This window comes from Microbulbifer maximicatervae (SeqCode) (assembly GCF_052467225.1).
Genome location: NZ_CP174303.1, coordinates 2,905,078 through 2,922,289, shown reverse-complemented (window position 1 = coordinate 2,922,289; position 17,212 = coordinate 2,905,078). Strand labels below are relative to the sequence as shown.

At 48.4% G+C, this 17,212-nt stretch carries 9 protein-coding genes; 3 read left to right on the top strand and 6 right to left on the bottom strand.

Annotated features, from left to right (window positions below):
• Window positions 1-208 precede the first annotated feature (208 nt).
• Both ACJJIZ_RS12855 and pbpC read left to right on the top strand, forming a co-directional pair.
• Window positions 209-5,332, top strand: a complete 5,124-nt coding sequence (locus ACJJIZ_RS12855; protein WP_444913661.1) for an alpha-2-macroglobulin family protein — start codon at window positions 209-211, stop codon at window positions 5,330-5,332.
• Window positions 5,329-7,695 carry a penicillin-binding protein 1C gene (gene pbpC / locus ACJJIZ_RS12850; RefSeq protein WP_444913660.1) on the top strand — a complete coding sequence of 789 codons (2,367 nt, stop codon included), beginning with the start codon at window positions 5,329-5,331 and terminating at the stop codon, window positions 7,693-7,695. Before ACJJIZ_RS12855 ends, pbpC begins: the two co-directional genes overlap by 4 nt.
• Before the next feature lie 254 nt (window positions 7,696-7,949).
• Here the strand turns inward: pbpC and ACJJIZ_RS12845 are convergent, their stop codons facing one another.
• The 3 genes from ACJJIZ_RS12845 to ACJJIZ_RS12835 form a co-directional block, all read right to left on the bottom strand.
• Window positions 7,950-8,861, bottom strand: a complete 912-nt coding sequence (locus ACJJIZ_RS12845; protein ID WP_444913659.1) for a right-handed parallel beta-helix repeat-containing protein — start codon at window positions 8,859-8,861, stop codon at window positions 7,950-7,952.
• Window positions 8,862-9,132: 271 nt separating this feature from the next.
• On the bottom strand, window positions 9,133-9,735 hold the full coding sequence (locus ACJJIZ_RS12840; RefSeq protein WP_444913658.1) for a nitroreductase family protein: 603 nt from the start codon (window positions 9,733-9,735) through the stop codon (window positions 9,133-9,135).
• 118 nt (window positions 9,736-9,853) lie between these two features.
• A complete protein-coding gene (locus ACJJIZ_RS12835) occupies window positions 9,854-10,759 on the bottom strand; it encodes a LysR family transcriptional regulator (RefSeq protein ID WP_444913657.1) in 906 nt (301 codons plus the stop codon).
• Window positions 10,760-10,862: 103 nt separating this feature from the next.
• Here ACJJIZ_RS12835 and ACJJIZ_RS12830 point away from each other — a divergent pair, with 103 nt between their 5' ends.
• Window positions 10,863-11,795 (top strand): DMT family transporter, encoded by a 933-nt coding sequence (locus tag ACJJIZ_RS12830; RefSeq protein WP_444913656.1) that lies wholly within the window; start codon window positions 10,863-10,865, stop codon window positions 11,793-11,795.
• 58 nt (window positions 11,796-11,853) lie between these two features.
• Here the strand turns inward: ACJJIZ_RS12830 and ACJJIZ_RS12825 are convergent, their stop codons facing one another.
• The 3 genes from ACJJIZ_RS12825 to ACJJIZ_RS12815 all read right to left on the bottom strand — a co-directional run bounded on the left by ACJJIZ_RS12825 (window position 11,854) and on the right by ACJJIZ_RS12815 (window position 16,816).
• Window positions 11,854-12,099 carry a DUF2164 domain-containing protein gene (locus ACJJIZ_RS12825; protein WP_444913655.1) on the bottom strand — a complete coding sequence of 82 codons (246 nt, stop codon included), beginning with the start codon at window positions 12,097-12,099 and terminating at the stop codon, window positions 11,854-11,856.
• Between the two features lie 149 nt (window positions 12,100-12,248).
• On the bottom strand, window positions 12,249-13,802 hold the full coding sequence (locus ACJJIZ_RS12820; RefSeq protein WP_444913654.1) for an alkaline phosphatase D family protein: 1,554 nt from the start codon (window positions 13,800-13,802) through the stop codon (window positions 12,249-12,251).
• 383 nt (window positions 13,803-14,185) lie between these two features.
• Complete coding sequence (locus tag ACJJIZ_RS12815) at window positions 14,186-16,816, bottom strand: TonB-dependent receptor (protein ID WP_444913653.1); 2,631 nt, start codon at window positions 16,814-16,816, stop codon at window positions 14,186-14,188.
• Window positions 16,817-17,212 lie beyond the last annotated feature (396 nt).

Here is a 17,212-nt window from a genome sequence, read left to right as displayed (position 1 = left end):
GGAAGGTCGCTTACTCCCTAAGCCACCTAATTGCCATCCCATCATTCTATAAATTTATTTTCCAGCCATCAGTAATCCCCACCTCACTATTGGTACACACTTGCATCAGGAATAGATACCGAGCACGGAAACTATGGAGGAAACTTGAGACATATTTAAAGACGGACTAAATTGTGCGCCGTTAAATGGATTCTATAAGGAAATACCCATGTCCCTTCACCGCTCACCACGCTGGATTGCGGTCATTCTTCTTTGTCTTATTGCTATGGCTTGCTCACAAGAAAAGTCAGAGAAGAAACTCGCTGACACCCCCAAGCTTGCGGAAGGCGGGAGCGTTGAAGAGGGTAACAACCAGGCACAAGCTCTCAGCCCCACTGAGAAAGTGCATAAAAAAGAAGCGGCCTCTTCTAGTAAAATAAGCCCGAAAGCTGATGAAGTTCAGCGCACTTCTAAAACTAATTCTACTGAGCTGACAGAGAATGATGCTACCCCTGCACAAGTCACAGCCAGTGCCAGTACTCAAATCTCCGGGGATCACTTTCTAAAGGTCCTCCATGTTGGGGAGCGGACATTTAAAGATGCAAGGGCCATCGCAGTTATCTTTTCTGAACCTTTGCTGGGCAATGCCCATTTTGGCTCCTACTTGAATCTATCCCGTGACGATGGCGAGCGTGTAGATGGTGGTTGGGTTCTCTCCGATAACCAGAAAATTCTCTATTTTCCTCATATTGAACCAGATACTCGCTATAAACTCACCGTGCTCCCGGGTCTGCCCGGCGAAAACGGCTTGGAGTTACAGGAAGAGAAACAGGAGAGGATTCGCACCCGACGGATTGAGCCCAGTATCAGCTTTGCCAGCAATGGAAGTATTTTTCCCACGACGGTAACTCCCGGCCTACCTGTTACTGCAGTCAGTGTTGAGGCTGCACAGATTCACTTCCATAGAGTGAAACCTGAGCATTATTCCGAGTTCTTCAGGCTGATCAAAAGCCAGTCACTAAAATACTACTATCGCTTAAAGTCCCTCAATCAAGTGGCCGATTTTGTCTATAGTGCCCAGTTCGATCTCACCAAGGAGAAATACGTCCAGCGAGATTTCGACCTCTCTATCGGGCATATAAAGCCCCTGCAACAACCAGGAATCTATGTCGCAGTTATGCAGCCGGCAGGCGTGTATGACACTAACCTCTATGATGTCACCCACTTCTCCATCTCCAACTTAGGCCTTCATGCGAGGTACTATCCAAACAGTGTTGACCTCTATGTTTCATCTCTGGATGAAGGGCAGGCTCTTAAGGGCATTGAGGTTGAGCTGCTCAACAACAAAGGGGAGCTAATCCAGCAATACACAACCGACCAAGACGGCCAGGTGCGCTTTGCTCTGACGCAGGAACAGGAAGACTCACAGCGCTTCTTCATCGCAAGAGATCCTGATACCGGTCACTTCTCCATACTCGACCTGCGTGAACCTGCATTGGACCTTTCGGATTTTCAGTTGGGCCAGCGCCCTTCGAGACCGATGGAGTTTTTCATGTATGGCCCGCGAGATCTGTATCGCCCCAATGAATCGATCCAGGTGAGCGGGCTGCTGCGCAATTATGATGGTCGCTATATCAAAGACCTGCCGATCAAGGCAGAACTCATAAAGCCGGACAATACCAGCGCGCGCGCATTCACATGGCACGCCAGCGCGCCCGGATACTACGAAAAGCTTATTCCACTTCCACAAAATGCACCTACCGGTGACTGGCGCCTGGATGTTGAGCTAGCCGATGGGCGCAAAGTGAAATATCCATTTAAGGTAGAAGAATTCTTGCCAGAGCGAATGAAGCTGGTTTTGCAAGACGGTGAAGAGCGCAGTCTGGTAGAGGGCCATAAAGAATCTTTCGAACTTCAAGTAGAAGGTAGTTATCTCTATGGTGCGCCAGCGGCAAAGAACCGCCTGGAAACTCTGGTGCAAATTAGCCACTATCGCGAGCCCTTCCCCCAGTGGAAAGGGTTCGTATTTGGGAACACTAATGAATCTTTGCCCACGCGACAGTTTCATGCCCCAACGATTGAGCTCAATGAGGAAGGGTTGAGCAATCTGACCTTGCGCTCCCGTTGGAAACGAGCAAAGAGCCCGCTGAAAATCAACTTGGTTTCCAGCCTGTTCGAATCCGGCGGCCGCCCGGTAACTCGCCAACATCCAGTCCTGGTATGGCCCACACACCCGGTGGTAGGTATTCGCCCAAATTTTGGAGAGGAAAACCCATCGGCCAACAGCAGGCCTGAATTTGAAATAGTGGTTGCCGACGCACAGGGCGAGCCTGTTATCGGACGGGATCTCAAAGCGGTGTTAATTTCCGAAGACCGCCAGTACTTTTGGGAGTACTCTTCAAATCGGGGCTGGCACTATGAATACTCAAGTGCTGAATTTGAAACTTTCAGTCGCCAGCTCCAATTCACCGAAGAGCAACCACTGAAGCTCACAGTCCCAGTGGAACATGGCCACTACCGCTTAGAAGTCACTGATACCAATACGGGGGCAACCAGCAGCTTACGCTTCCACGCCGGCCGGGACTGGTATTACTGGTGGCGTAAGGACCAAGTAGCCAAAGGCCAGGCTGCGCGTCCAGATACCGTGGCCCTGTCACTGGATAAACCAAGGTACTCTTCTGGAGATCTGGCGCAACTCACCATAGTACCGCCCGCTGACGGAGAGGCGTTGGTGTTGGTGGAGAGCGACCAACTATTGTGGTCCAAACGACTACCTGTAGAAAAGTCGGGCACCAATATCGAAATCCCCATCTCTCCTGAGTGGGATCGCCACGACACCTATATTTCTGTTACTGCTCTGCGCCCTGCGGACAAGAGTGAGCGTATCGCCCCCAATCGCGCTTTTGGTCTCGCCCACCTGCCCCTGGATCGCGATCCTCGGCGTCTGCCCATTTCACTCGAAGCGCCCACGAGTGCCCTGCCCGGCTCGGAAATTGAAGTTACCATTTCTGCTGACGAAAATTCTATCGAACAAAACGGAAGCAAAGCCTGGGCCACCCTGGCCGCCGTCGATGTCGGTGTACTCAATATCACCCGCTTCGAAACCCCGGATCCCTTCGAGGCCTTTTTTGGCCAGCGCCGTTACGGTGTGGATGTAAGGGATATTTATCATCGCATTATTGAATCCAACAGTGGCAAACTGGTGGAGCAACGTTTTGGCGGCGATGCGGAACTGGCCCGAGGCGGCGACGAGCCCAACTCCGACGTTCAAATAGTATCTTTATTCTCAGGACCCGTTGAATTTGATACTCAGGGCCAAGCAAAGGTCGCGCTACAATTACCGGAGTTTAACGGACAGCTGCGCTTGATGGCGGTGTCTTTCAGCCAAGACCGATTCGGTAGCACCGACGGAGAAGTAACAGTCGCCTCACCGGTTGTCACCCAAGCCGCCTTGCCTCGCTTTATGGCCCCTGGTGATAGCAGCACACTGGCCCTTGACCTCAATAACTTAAGTGGCCGCTCCCAGAAACTCACTGTAAATATGCAATCAGTGGGCGCGGTAGATTTGGAAATGGGTGAGCGGTTGCTGGAACTGGCGGATGGTGAACGTAAAACTTTGCGCTTCCCAATCACCGCCAAAGATGCCACCGGAGATGCAGAGTTCAAACTGGTCGTGCAGGGTGCCGTCGATAAAGATGGAAATGATATCGATATCGAACAGCAGTGGCGCCTGGGCGTGCGCCCCGCTTGGCCGGCAACCACACGCAACCAGCGCAGACTCCTGTCCCAGGGCGAGAGCTTCAGTGCCGATAGCAGCTTCCTGGATTCTCTAATGCCTGGAACTGTTCAAACCCTGGTATCCCTGGACAGCCGACCGCAACTGCAGTTACAGGATCACCTATCCAACCTGCTGCAATACCCCTACGGCTGCCTGGAACAAACTTCCAGCCGGACCTTCCCGCTAGTCATGGCAACGCCGCAGCGACAGCAAAAACTGGGCCTTGAACCTCTGGATGAGAATGATCGGGCCGAGCGTATCGACGCAGGTATTGAACGCATTTTCAGCATGCAAAAAGGGAACGGCAGCTTTGGCCTATGGAGTTCCGAGTCTTCCGAAAGCCAGTGGCTAACCGCCTATGTAGTCGATCTTCTATTGCGGGCCCGGGACCAGGGAATCGTATTTGACAATAACCGCCTGGAATCCGCACTCAAGCGCCTGCAGGACTACACCCATGAGCGCGGTACTTTCTATCAGCAACGCTATAGCTATAGTCCCGATTTCTATGCTTATGCCTCAAGAGCTTACGCAGCCTATGTGCTCTCACGAGTACAAAAAGTGTCTCTCGGGCAACTGCGTACCCTTTATGAAAGCGGCTCGAGCCTGTCCCAATCTCCCTTACCAAACCTCCATATGGCAATCGCTTTGCACACCATGGGCGATGCCACCCTGGCCCAGGAGGTCCTGCAAAAAGCGCTTAAAATCGAGCGCAAACGCCGCAGTTACTATGGCGATTATGGATCAGACCTACGGGATACGGCCCAAATGATCTCCCTGCTCTTAGAGCACAATTTCGCAGGTGATAAAACGGAATCTCTGGTGTTCGAGCTGGCCGATCTTCTCCACGGTCGCCAATATCTCAGCACCCAGGAGCGCAATAGTGTGTTTATGGCTGGAGCACAGTTGCAACTTAATAGCAGTGCAAACTGGTCTGCGACTTTGGCCAGTATTGATGGCTTGCGCGAGCTCAATAGCGATAACCCGCACAGCACATTATTCCGCGGCCGCGAAGCCGCCAGCGCACTTGAGGTAACTGCACAGATAGAAAAACTCTATGCAGCAATCACTATCAATGGTTACAGCAAGAAGTCACCTGAGGCGGAGATGGATAAAGGTGTCAGAATTAAACGCAGCTACCACAATTTGGATGGCACGGAAGTCATTCCCAATCAGGTTCGTGAGGGCGAGCTTTACCTGGTGCGTTTGCAAATTGATGCGGACCAGCGCCTGCCCGACCTACTTGCAGTGGACCTATTGCCCGCAGGTTTTGAGCTGGAGAATCAAAACCTGGCCGACAGTGTCAAAGTGGATGAACTCCAGTTCGATGGCAAAAATATCGCCCAGTGGCAGGACACCCAGGACAATATCCAACACACTGAATATCGCGACGACCGCTTTGTGGCGGCACTGGATCAGCTGAGATACAAAACCACCAATCTCTTCTATATCGCCCGCGCAGTAACCCCCGGCAACTATCAGGTGCCCCCACCCTACGTAGAGGATATGTACAAACCGGAACGCTTCGCTATCGGTGAAAATCCCCTAACGCAATTGCGGGTAATCGGTAAACAGTGAAGCTGTTGGCCACTATCCGGAGAGCCTGGCAAAGCAGCAGTCGCAGAGTTCGCGCACTGCTGCTTGCGCCCGCCGCCCTCACAGCGGTACTGCTACTGCTCGACTTTGCTTTCCCTCCACCTCTTCCCGAAACTCAAGATTTTGCACGGGTCGTTGCAGATCGTTACGGCAAACCACTACGCTTCTTTGCCGACAGTCGCGGAGTTTGGAGATATCCAATATCTCGGGAAAATGTATCACCGCGCTTTATCGAAGCTCTTCTCACCTACGAAGACCGACACTTTTATCGGCACCCCGGAGTAAATCCGCTAGCTCTATTGCGAGCTTCAGTCCAATACCTTCGCAATGGACGAGTCGTTTCCGGCGGCTCCACTCTCACCATGCAGGTAGCGCGACTACTGGACCCACACCGCAAAACTCTGCCGGGCAAAACCAAGCAGATATTGCGTGCATTGCAATTGGAGTGGCACTTCAGCAAGAATGAAATTCTCGATCTGTACCTGAACCTCGCACCTTACGGCGGCAATATTGAAGGCGTGGAAGCAGCCAGCCGTCTATACCTGCGTAAATCAGCCTCTGACCTTACCCATGCGGAAGCTGCACTGCTAGCTGTACTGCCTCAGGCTCCGAGCCGCCTGCGACCAGATCGGCATCCTCTAAAGGCACAAAAAGCCCGGGACAAAGTTCTGGATAGGCTGCAGTCATTTTCCGTCTGGAGCGCAGAGGATGTTGAGCGCGCTCAACTTGAGCAGGTCTATGCGGAACGCTTGGAATTCCCGCAAAACGCCCCGCACCTAGCCCGCAGACTGGTGAATACCATCAGCGATCAGGAAGTTATCCGCACCACAATCGACGGCAACATCCAGCGCGGACTGGAAGATTTCCTGCGCGATCATATGGATAGCTATCCAGCCAAGACATCTGCAGCTGTTGTAGTTTTGGAGAATTCCGATTTATCCGTGCGCGCCTACGTAGGAGCTTCTCATTTTGGTAACAGACGCCGCTATGGCTATGTGGATATGGCCAGGGCTGTGCGCTCACCGGGCTCTACGCTCAAGCCCTTTTTGTACGGACTTGCCATTGATGAGGACCTGATCCACAGCGCCTCCCTGCTCAGCGATGCGCCCCGTATATACGGCGATTACCGCCCTGAGAATTTCCATCGAGGCTTCGCCGGCCCTGTCACCGCCACCGCCGCCCTTCAGAAATCTCTCAATGTTCCTGCAGTTCAGCTACTGGAACATTACGGCCCCGGTCGATTGGCCGCAGCCCTGGAGAATGCCGGACTAGCACTAGAGTTTCCCAGTGGTGGTAGACCCAACTTGGCCATGATTTTGGGGGGCGTAGGTGCTCGTCTTGACCAGCTGGCAGGCATTTATGCCGCACTGGCACGGGGAGGCCAGACTGCAGCTCCCCGCTATTTACCCAAGGAGCCCGTACGTGAAAGGCATCTGATGTCTCCTGAGGCAGCTTGGATTACATTTGAAATGCTCGCTTCCAATCGCGGAGGTTCCCGCCGTTGGCGCAATCTGGTGCGGCAAAACAAGGCAGATATCGCCTGGAAGACAGGCACCAGCTACGGCTACCGGGATGCCTGGGCGATTGGCGTAACTCCCGGCTACACCGTCGGCATTTGGGTAGGCCGACCGGATGGCACTCCCCTACCCGGTTACTATGGCTCCATTAGCGCCACACCTCTGTTGAACGCAGTTATCGCCGCATTACCAGACAACAAACAACAGCACCTGAAAAAGCCCGACTTAGTAACTCAAGAGACTATTTGTTGGCCGCTTGGGGGCCAGAAGACGCTCACACAAACCAGCCACTGCCATCTGCAACACAACGCCTGGTTAATCCAAGGGCGCACACCCAGAACACTATCGCCGCAAGGTGAGCCTCTGCGGGCAGCACAAACCTTTAGTTTCTTTGCAAACCGGCAAGGTATGCGGGTAAAGCCCAGTTGTATGGATTCTTCTACTCAAAGGCATAGCTTAGCCCTTTGGCCAAAAGAACTGGAATCCTGGCTACCTGAAAACCAGACCCGGGCCCAACAAATTCCTCCGACGGCTCCCGAGTGTTACACCCCGACTGCAGCAACAGGGACTCCACTAAAGATTATCGGAGCTGGAGATGGTAACCAGTATCGACCTACCGGCAAAAATGCCCCACTTCCGCGTTTAACTCTGGGCGCGATTGGCGGACAGGGAAAGCGCTATTGGTTCCTAAACGGTGAACCCAAGGGCGAAACCCTCGGAAATGAAAACCTGGCACTACTTCCGGGAAGTGGTAAGCACCAAATTGCTGTACTGGATGCTAGCGGGAATGTCGATCGGATTGAGATTTTTGTAGGAAACGACAACTGATTTTCATAAAGCAGAAGACTGCTATGTCGTTTCTCTCACAGAATATATCCCTTAGTGTCACCCTATCGGCAATCGAATGTCAGCATTGGCGTGGAACATCGTAGTTCGGGCTCAATTTTGGTAACTCCGCAACTTACCCAAAATAGGAAACACACGAATGCACAGCACACCTTAAAAGCAGTATATCTTTCCGCCTTCTCCAGCACTATCACTTACACGCTTCTACTTTTCCCAGATTAAAAGTCTCCCCGATTTTAATCCAAACAGGCAGGTTCTGCTGTTACATGAGTATTGCCAATCCAAGTATTACTTCCACTACAGGTTGGATCGGTAGGATCACGTAAATCAAATGCAGAATTATCAAGCGATGTATTCCCTATCACCACATTATTCTCATTATTGAATCCAGCAATATTAATACCGGCTGTATCAGGCGAGCCATTTGTCCCATTTTCCATGACTATGTTTTGTATTATAGAAGTACTTGATACATCCACATTGAGTTCAATCCCATTACTCGCACTGCCGGTAACAAAGTTCTGAATAACTGTTGTGTTACTTTCATTAATATCAATTCCGTTATCACCATCAGTACTGCCGACAACAGTATTTAGCTGAACCAGTGTAAACACACCATTTACCGTAATTCCCTGATCACCGGCTGATTCAATATAATTATTGATAATTTGGTTTCGATCGCCTCTAACATCTATACCATCATCATTGCCAGTATCAATAATTTGATTCCCAACAATATTATTGGAGTCACTATCAATAACAATTCCCTCTCGTGGAGAGTTTAAGATCATAATTCCATCTATGGTATGAAATCCATCTCCCTCCAGGTTTAAACCATCTGGACAGTCGGTTATCGTCCCACCATAAACGGCACCAGATAATCCATTAACCAAAATTCCAGCGATACCTTCTAGATTTGGGTTATCACAAATAATTTCCCCGCCCTCTGCCATCGTAAGGCTTCCACCGGGTCCAGTTACTGTTACCGCATAGGGATTCGCCAGGCTCAGTTCACAATTCAGCATTTCCGACAGGGTTTCAGCTGTTGTTATTACATCGCCACAATCAACAGCCATAACAAGTGGTGATGAGAATAAAGTAGCACTTGTGACGAAAGCTGTGACTAACTTGTAGTAATAGGTGTTCATAGCAGGTCCCTCTCATTGATATAAGAAAATTGTAGGCATAAGCCACACTTCACGTTTCCAATATCAATGAAAAGAATTCATTCTGAGCCTAAGGGAGCTTTTATTATGTTGCTCTATCTCACATCTATTATTTGAGGTAGGCAAGCATAACGAAACTTTGATAACGTCAGCAAATAGACACTGTAATTGCCTTTATAATTTACATAATTAATCCTTGAGACCTACTAAAAAAAAGAGCCTCAATAGCGTTTCACCCCTATTTCTCATCACCTCAAAAGCTATTCTCGAACAGGACGTCATTTATCGACAGCTGTCCACCACGCCCATTCGCAACTTTTGCCGCTTTTCCAATCACTATCATCATCCCGATCAAATAACCTTCGGGCAAATTGATCAGCTCAGCGACTCTCTCTGGGTCAAACCCAACCATTGCACCTGTGTCATATCCCATAGACTTTGCCGCTAACATCATGGTTTGTGCTGCCAATCCACAGCTTCGAATAGCCTCGTCCCGCTGTAGTTGCTGCTTACCCTTGTAGAACTCAGTTAGCATTGGCACTAACACATCCCTAGCCTCTTTCGGCGCTTCGGCCCAGTACCGCTCCGGCCGGTCGCTCCAGGCATTAATATCTGCACAAAGTATGATCAACTCAGAAGCATCTTCTACTTGCTGTTGCCCCCAGGCTGCATCTTTAAGCTGGCTACGGAGGGAAATGTCAGTGATGCGCAGGAAGCGCCAGTGCTGGATATTGTAAGAAGTCGGCGACAACATGGTCGCCTGGACCAGACGGGTGAAGTCCTCGGCAGGCATCTCTGCTGTGACATCGAAATGCTTAACCGAGCGGCGGGATTCAACAGCTTTAAACAATTCCATAAGTTTCTCTCTGACTATCGTTCGTTGATTGAATGTCGATGAGAAGAAGCTTATTGGGTTTCCTTATCGTTGATAATGGGGTTCGGCGGAGACTTACTGTTGACGAAAGGTTAACAGTTTACTGATCCCAATAAGGTGTATCGCCGCCAAAGTACTCTATTGCAAAGTCTATAAAGGCGCGGACTTTGGCTGGCATAAACTGCCGCTCAGGGAAAACCGCGTAGATAGACTTGGCAGGCATCTGGTACTCCTCGAATAGAGGAGTTAGCTTTCCAGCCTCAATGTCTGGTCCTGCCACGAAGGTGGGTAAGCGGCCTATCCCTACACCCTGAAGAAGAGCTTCCCTCAGTGCCTCACTATTATTTACCTGGTAGTTACCCTTCACCTCGATGGTATTTAAGTGATTGTCTTTGATAAAACCCCACTCTTTCACATCCCTGGAATAAGTAAAAATCAGGCAATTATGGGCGCTCAACTGCTCCAGTTCTGTGGGCTCTCCGAATGCCTTCAAGTAGGAAGGTGACGCACAGAGTACACTTTTCAGAGGTGCAAGTTTGCGGGCAATCAGGCTGGTATCGGGAAGGTCCCCTCCGCGAATGGCTATATCAAAGCCCTCCCCCACTAAATCGACAACTTTATCGTCCAGTACCATGTCGATACTAATCTCGGGGTAACGCTTCATAAATACGGGAATTAACGGAGCCAAATGCAATCTACCAAAGGACATAGGAGCATTGATCCGCAAGCGCCCCCGAGGCTCCCCCTGTAGCTGCAGAACTGCGTCTTGAGCATCTTTGGCCGATTTATAAGCAATGCGTGCGTGCTCATAAAAATGCTCCCCGGCCTCCGTCAGGCTCAATTTTCGCGTAGTTCTGTGCAAAAGCTTCACCCCAAGTTGCAGCTCCAACTGGGTAACCCGCTTACTTACCGCTGATTTTGAGATGCCGAGTAACTTTGCCGCCGGGGAAAAGCCACCGGTTTCAGCCACAGTCACAAATATTGGAATCGATGCAATTGTCTCCATAAGCGACTGTTTCCTTCTCCTCAACAGTGAGTGTCTATAATGCTGGATTATCAGTTTACCAGAAACGACATACACTTATCTCTCGCTAATAGAGGGAAGAAGCATGAGTGAAGTTACCAGGGGGTTAAGCCCATCAACTACAAGCCCCAACACCTCGCTCTGGTGGGTTCACTGCCTGATGATACTTTGTACACTACTGGTTGCAGGATCATTTCCTATTGGGGAGTTAATCGCCGATTCACTCCCGGCGGATTCCATGATGTTGATTCGATTCTTAATTGCGGCGGGACTATTTGCACCCTTCATATTTTTAAAGCACGGGATTCAGCTTCCAGAGCCAAAAAAACTACTGGGGTATGCACTACTCAGTATCCCATTGGTTGTCTTTTTCTGGTGTATGTTTGAAGCACTCAAATACACCACCGCAGTAAATACCGGCGCTCTTTTTACAACCGTTCCGGCGATGACAGCCATCTTTACTTTGATCATCAATGGCGAGCGGAGCAGCACCCGTAAAGTTATCGGCCTAACCCTTGGGACTCTGGGTGCAGCCTGGATTGTATTCAAGGGGAGTATCACAACAGCGATAACGCTAGACCTAAACAAAGGGGATTGGATATTCACCCTAGGTGCTATATCACTCAGTTTATATAACCCGCTTATCAAGAAGGTTCACTCAGGGGAGCCTACAGAGGTCATGACATTCTGGGTTATTCTATTTGGTGCGCTCTGGTTACTATTGCTCTCTTTTCCAAACTTAAACCAGATAGAATGGCGAAATATACCCACCGAGACTTACGGCGGGCTATTCTATTTAGCCTTATTCTCAACTTTAATTAGTTTTTTTCTGCTGCAATTCAGTACATTAAGGATCGGGGCAACTAAAGTAGCAGCATATAGTTTCTTGAATCCGATATTTGTACTAATAGTGGCCATAGTATTGGAAATGGCAAACTTTAATATCAGCTTCATACCTGGAATAGTGTTGGTCTTTGCAGCCATGCTATTTATCCAGGCGGAAAAACCTAAGGAATAATATCTCTGAACAGCTTATAAGAGATAGAATGGTGCTGCTATCAATAAGTGCAATATTTCTAGTCTACAGGCTTTTCTATCTCATAAATTGCATCAGAAATATCCTCCAACTTAGAGGACACTATTACCTGAGCATCATGTAAGCCCTGATTATAAAATTCGGCCCCCATCTCCTTTGCAAGGAAATCAATAAAGAACTCCGCTTCAAAACCGCCAATTTCCAGCTCAAATTCTTTAGACAGATAGCCCCTGACCTTCTCGATTAGCTCTAATTTCCGTCTCTCTTCCAATTGTATTTCGGACATACTTCTACCTTGCATTAAAGAAAGCATGCAAGTATGACACAAATATATTAATCGTGGCGCCCCCAAGCAATTATAGAATCTTCTACAATATATCTCAGGGGAGAGGTATCCAAATTCAAATCTCTATCGATTATTTGTTGCGATAATACCTAATCCACTACTTTAATTTTTGATGTCCCATACTCACTGACAATATCTCCGTAAGTATCAGCACTCGGACCATTTATAGATCTTACTGTTTCATAGAGCCGCCATCGACCTGTAAACTGATCACTTTCAAATTTACTAATCAAGTAACCTGCTCTATTCCCTTTGCGGAACTTCATATGAGGATTTTTCTTTAACGTAGTCTCGGTGCTACGGTTATCTGCGATTTCGTACCAAATAGCACCACCATCCCCGCGGGTCAGGGATGGAGCCGTTATTTCAATCGCGACATTATCTCTACCCGCATTGTAATCATCCGCAAAGGGATCTAAGGCGAGCCCTGAGGCCATTGCTTTATGTAACCCCCCGGACAAGACCACGATATTGTCTTCAAGCTCACCAAATAAATTCAATAACCAGTTATGGGATTGGGGGTATCCTCGCCAGGCACTCGGGGAGTAATTGTTCCACCATTCAAAAACCGGTGCCCCAGAGCAAACTATTCGCCAGCGCGCACTGGATTGCTTAATGGCCTGCTCAAACCATGTCGCCTGTTCCTGACCAATAATACTGCGGCCAGGGTAATCAAATTCAGAAAATATAGGTTGCCGTTTCTTGAAGTTATCCGGCATATCATTGATTGGCTCATCCCGATCATAGAAGCACATATCCAGGAAGAAGATATCAGCCATTTCACCATAAGGAACAGAGCGCCATACTCGCCTCGGCGCAATAAAACGGATTGGCATCCAAAGGAAGAAGGTTTCCATTGCAGCTTCCATCACTTCTTCGAAGTCAGCTCCGTTGATTTCCGGCCCCTCTCGCCAGACACCATTTCTCAGGTCGCCATCATCCCAAATCACCATCCAGGTGTGCATTTGATGTGCTTGCTGTAGAAATTCATCCCTTCTAATTTCAGAGTATCTAGCTCGGTAACTCTCCCGATCAAATTTGAAGTCAGAGTACTCAAACTTACGGTAGTCACCAGAATTTGAGGATGCATACGAGTAGTCCCCCAGGTGGATAACAGCATCAATATTTTGCTCCCGCTCCACCATATCCCGGTAGCCTACAAACTCCCCATGCTCAAAATGTGAGCAGGAAGTGACAACAAACTTAAGAAAAGAAGCATCCTCGCTAGTCGCTGGAGCCAGTTTTATGCGACCGACAGAAGAAGTCTGATCCCGGTACTTAAATCGGTAGGTATAATCCCGACCGTAGTTTAGCTCTGTAACATCCAGCTTAACCGTAAAGTCTTTTGATTCATCCGTTTGCAGATACCCGGATGAAACAACCTGGCCAAATGTATCGTCGAGAGCAACTTCCCAATAGACAAGGGGAGAAACCTCCTCAGTGGTTACCCTTGTCCAAATAATAACCGAATTGGCTGTTGGGTCTCCGGAGGCTACACCATGCATAAAGTGGCTCGAGGTACTAGCGAGCCCATCATACTCATAATCGAGCACATCACTACTGGCCCTCAGCGATGGCGCCATAGCGCTAACGGTTAACAGCCCACCCCATTTTAAAAGCGTCCGTCGATCAAATCTGTTCATTGTAAGCAGCCTTGCCCTTGCCACGGTATGAATGTTGACGCGCAAGTGAAGCAAACGATGATGACAAACAGGTTAAGGCTAAACGCCCTTTAAAAACGTGAGATCCTATTCCAATGGAAAGCTAAAATTCCCCTGCAAGTATTTACACTCGCAGTTGCTTCCAAATAGCTTACAACACATGTTTTGGGGTAATTACAGCAACAGATTATTTATTGCTCTAGATAGCTCACAATAATATTTTTCCAGAACAGCTGAATTAATTACATCATTAGATCTGCGACATCATGCCGATAGTATATTGATCAGTGAGAGGTTCATTAGGCAATAAAAAAGCCGGACTGCATAATACAGTCCGGCTTTTATCATACTCGCTTAGTAACTACTTAGAAGTTGTAGTTAAAGCGCACACCGTAGCTCATTGGGGTAGAGAATGGACCAGATACCAGGCCATCACTTCCATCTGCGTAGTACGGAACAACTTCGTCAGTCAGGTTGTTACCATAGGCTTCAACATTCCACTGATCGTCCGGGCTTACATACTTCACAGAAGCATTTACCATCCAGAAAGAATCACGACTGTCATCATAAGCAGACGTATCTCCAACAGGGAAGTCATGCTTATCAACATTCCAATAAGTCAAGTAAGAGTCATCTTCCCAGTGAATACCGACAAATGGAATTATCGCACCACCATGAGCTAACTCAAAGGTGTGATCGTAGTTAATAGTAAAGCTAAATTCCGGCGATACCGGCAACTCATTACCTTTCAGGTTGCGGAAGAGTTCCTCATTACTATTATCATGGGCTAAGCCGTAATCTGAAATCTCAAACAGCGATTGGTTGTTGAAATTCCAGCGATTCCAAAAATCAGAGGTAATTTCCGTTTGCATCCAGGTAGCGAAACCACTGATTCGACCATTCGGATATGGAGCCCAATCAAACTCTAGCTCCAAACCCATAATTTCTGCGCTGGCAGCATTCTTGGTCAGGTAAACAACGTAAGGTTCGGTCGTAATATCACCGGCATTCTCGCCTTCTCGCTCAATTGCGTAAAACGAATACGCAGTATCAGGTGCAGCTAGCTGCATATCCTTATAGTCGGAGAAAAAGAAGGTACTAGCCAAATTAAGGCGTCCATCCAAGAAGGTACCTTTTGCTCCAAGCTCCCAAGTAATAACCTTCTCTTCATCATAGCTGGTGTCAATTACTTGTTGAACAACCCGATTTCCTTCATCATCGTAGATATACTCTGCTGTATCCGGGTCTTGCTCATATTGGATTACAACATCCCCCAAACCACCAGATTTAAATCCACTTGCAACATATGCATACAGCATAACTTCATCTGTCAGGTCATAATCAAGACCAATCCGGAAATCTGATGAGTCCCAACTCTGGCTAGCATCGTTGTAAGTATCAACTGTATAAATTGAGCTATCGGCGAAATGATTGGCAGAAAATGTATTGAAGGTGTCCTGATCATATGCAGGGAAGCAACCATATTCGTCACCACCCCAAGGATAGGACCAATCACGAACACAGCTCAGATTGTTGCCGCCTTCGTCACTCTTCTGATCTTCGGTATATCGACCGCCAACAGTCAAATGAAGAGTATCCGTTAGATCATAGGTTCCTTGAGCGAAGATCGCTCCCGCCTCAATAGTCCTATCCGGCTGCCTCCAAAAAGTAGCATCGCTAAGCGAAGCCAAGAAGTAGCCATTTAAATCAGTGGTTTCATGGAAGTAGAACAGGCCGGTAATCCACTGTAAGGGGCCATCACCTGTAGATTGCAACTGCAACTCATGGGAGTAAGAGACATTTTCTGAGTCCGTAATACTCATACTCATATCCCAAGTATTGCGGCCAGCATCAATATCAATCAGGTTGCTTCGTTCCTGAACGGCATAACCAGTGTTATACACAAACGCCATGGTATCGCTGAAATCCCAGCGGAAGTTAGAGCGGAATGAAGTCATGGTGAGATCAAGCTCACCCGGTACATTCACAGCAACTGTGTACTCGTCAGCTCCGGATCCGTAGTAGGTTTCGCAATTTACACCATCTTCTCGCTGCTCAGCCTTTTCACAGTCAATAGTGTTGATGCCGCCTGCACTACTATCCTGATAGTGTTCCGCTACGGCATACCAAGAAATATCGTCAGTTGGTTCCCATAACGCACCTATACGTACCGCCTGCTGATCAACATTCCCATAAAAATCATCAGCATCAGCTCTAACTAGCTGATAGTCCGTAGCTCCTTCAGCATTATTCGCTTGAATAAAGGTTTTTGAAGCGTCATCAGATAAAACGCTCGCACCTACAGAGTCAGCATCAATATAGCGATTGTCCCACTGGTTAACGTCATAATATCCGGTAAGGTAGGAATCCCTAGTCTCGTCCATAAAGGACGCACGTAGAGCAAAGGTATCTGAAACCGGAATATTAATAACACCTTTTACCAGCTCTTGATTCCAGCGACCAAGCTCAACTCCGACTGAACCTTCAAACTCGTCAATTACCGGTCTCTTGGAGATAACATTAATGGCACCAACGGTAGAGTTACGGCCATAAAGGGTACCCTGGGGCCCACGCATGGCTTCAACCCTTTCAGAGTCAAACATCATTGCCATAGCAGACTGGGGACGCGAAGAATAAATACCGTCGAAGTGTAAGCCAACAGCTGGGTCACCAAACTCAGTGGTATTAGTAGAGCGCACGCCGCGCATAGAAATTACTGGGGAGGACTGGGAGGCATCGTAGCCAATATCCACATTGGGGATAGTGTTGCCCAGGTCCTTTACATTCTTAATACCCTGGCGATCGAGCTCCTCTTGCGTAAATGCACTGATCGCTACGGGGGTGTCCATCAAATTGGTTTCGCGCTTGGTTGCGGTAACCGTTACTTCTTCCAGCGCCCAATCGTCATCCTGTTGGCTATCTTCCTGAGCCCAAGCCGACACTACCGCGACATTTGCCATTGCAATTGCAAAGGTAAGTGGTTTTTTAATTCTCATTGATGTCTCTCCAATCTGCTGCAAAAGGAAAGCCACATTTATTTTTTAATGAATGGCCATCCCATAGGGCCGTCGGCAGTACGGCGGCTAGGCTAAAATCTCAAAAAGAAGGGACGTAAGAAACTCAGATACGATAGAGCGGATCGCGACTAGGACAAAGAGGACTAGTTCACAATTTGTTGCCACTAGCTGAGACCAGCAAGTCAAGTAAGTACTGAAACCGTAGGATTCATACACCAGCTTTCTACGAATATTGGGGATTTTTTAGAGTCTATCTGCTTGCTCACCCAAAGCCTCGCATCCCAACAGCAGGCCTTAAATATACGTACGCTGAGCAATAAAGGCTATATCTAAACAGACCTAGATGTGACTATTAAGGCAAGCCCTGTCTCACAA

Excerpts from the sequence above, each read along its gene's own strand:
- ACJJIZ_RS12855 (WP_444913661.1), top strand. The coding sequence starts at position 209 with ATGTCCCTTCACCGCTCACCACGCTGGATTGCGGTCATTCTTCTTTGT.
- ACJJIZ_RS12845 (WP_444913659.1), bottom strand. The coding sequence starts at position 8,861 with ATGAACACCTATTACTACAAGTTAGTCACAGCTTTCGTCACAAGTGCT.
- ACJJIZ_RS12840 (WP_444913658.1), bottom strand. The coding sequence starts at position 9,735 with ATGGAATTGTTTAAAGCTGTTGAATCCCGCCGCTCGGTTAAGCATTTC.
- ACJJIZ_RS12835 (WP_444913657.1), bottom strand. The coding sequence starts at position 10,759 with ATGGAGACAATTGCATCGATTCCAATATTTGTGACTGTGGCTGAAACC.
- ACJJIZ_RS12830 (WP_444913656.1), top strand. The coding sequence starts at position 10,863 with ATGAGTGAAGTTACCAGGGGGTTAAGCCCATCAACTACAAGCCCCAAC.
- ACJJIZ_RS12825 (WP_444913655.1), bottom strand. The coding sequence starts at position 12,099 with ATGTCCGAAATACAATTGGAAGAGAGACGGAAATTAGAGCTAATCGAG.
- ACJJIZ_RS12820 (WP_444913654.1), bottom strand. The coding sequence starts at position 13,802 with ATGAACAGATTTGATCGACGGACGCTTTTAAAATGGGGTGGGCTGTTA.
- ACJJIZ_RS12815 (WP_444913653.1), bottom strand. The coding sequence starts at position 16,816 with ATGAGAATTAAAAAACCACTTACCTTTGCAATTGCAATGGCAAATGTC.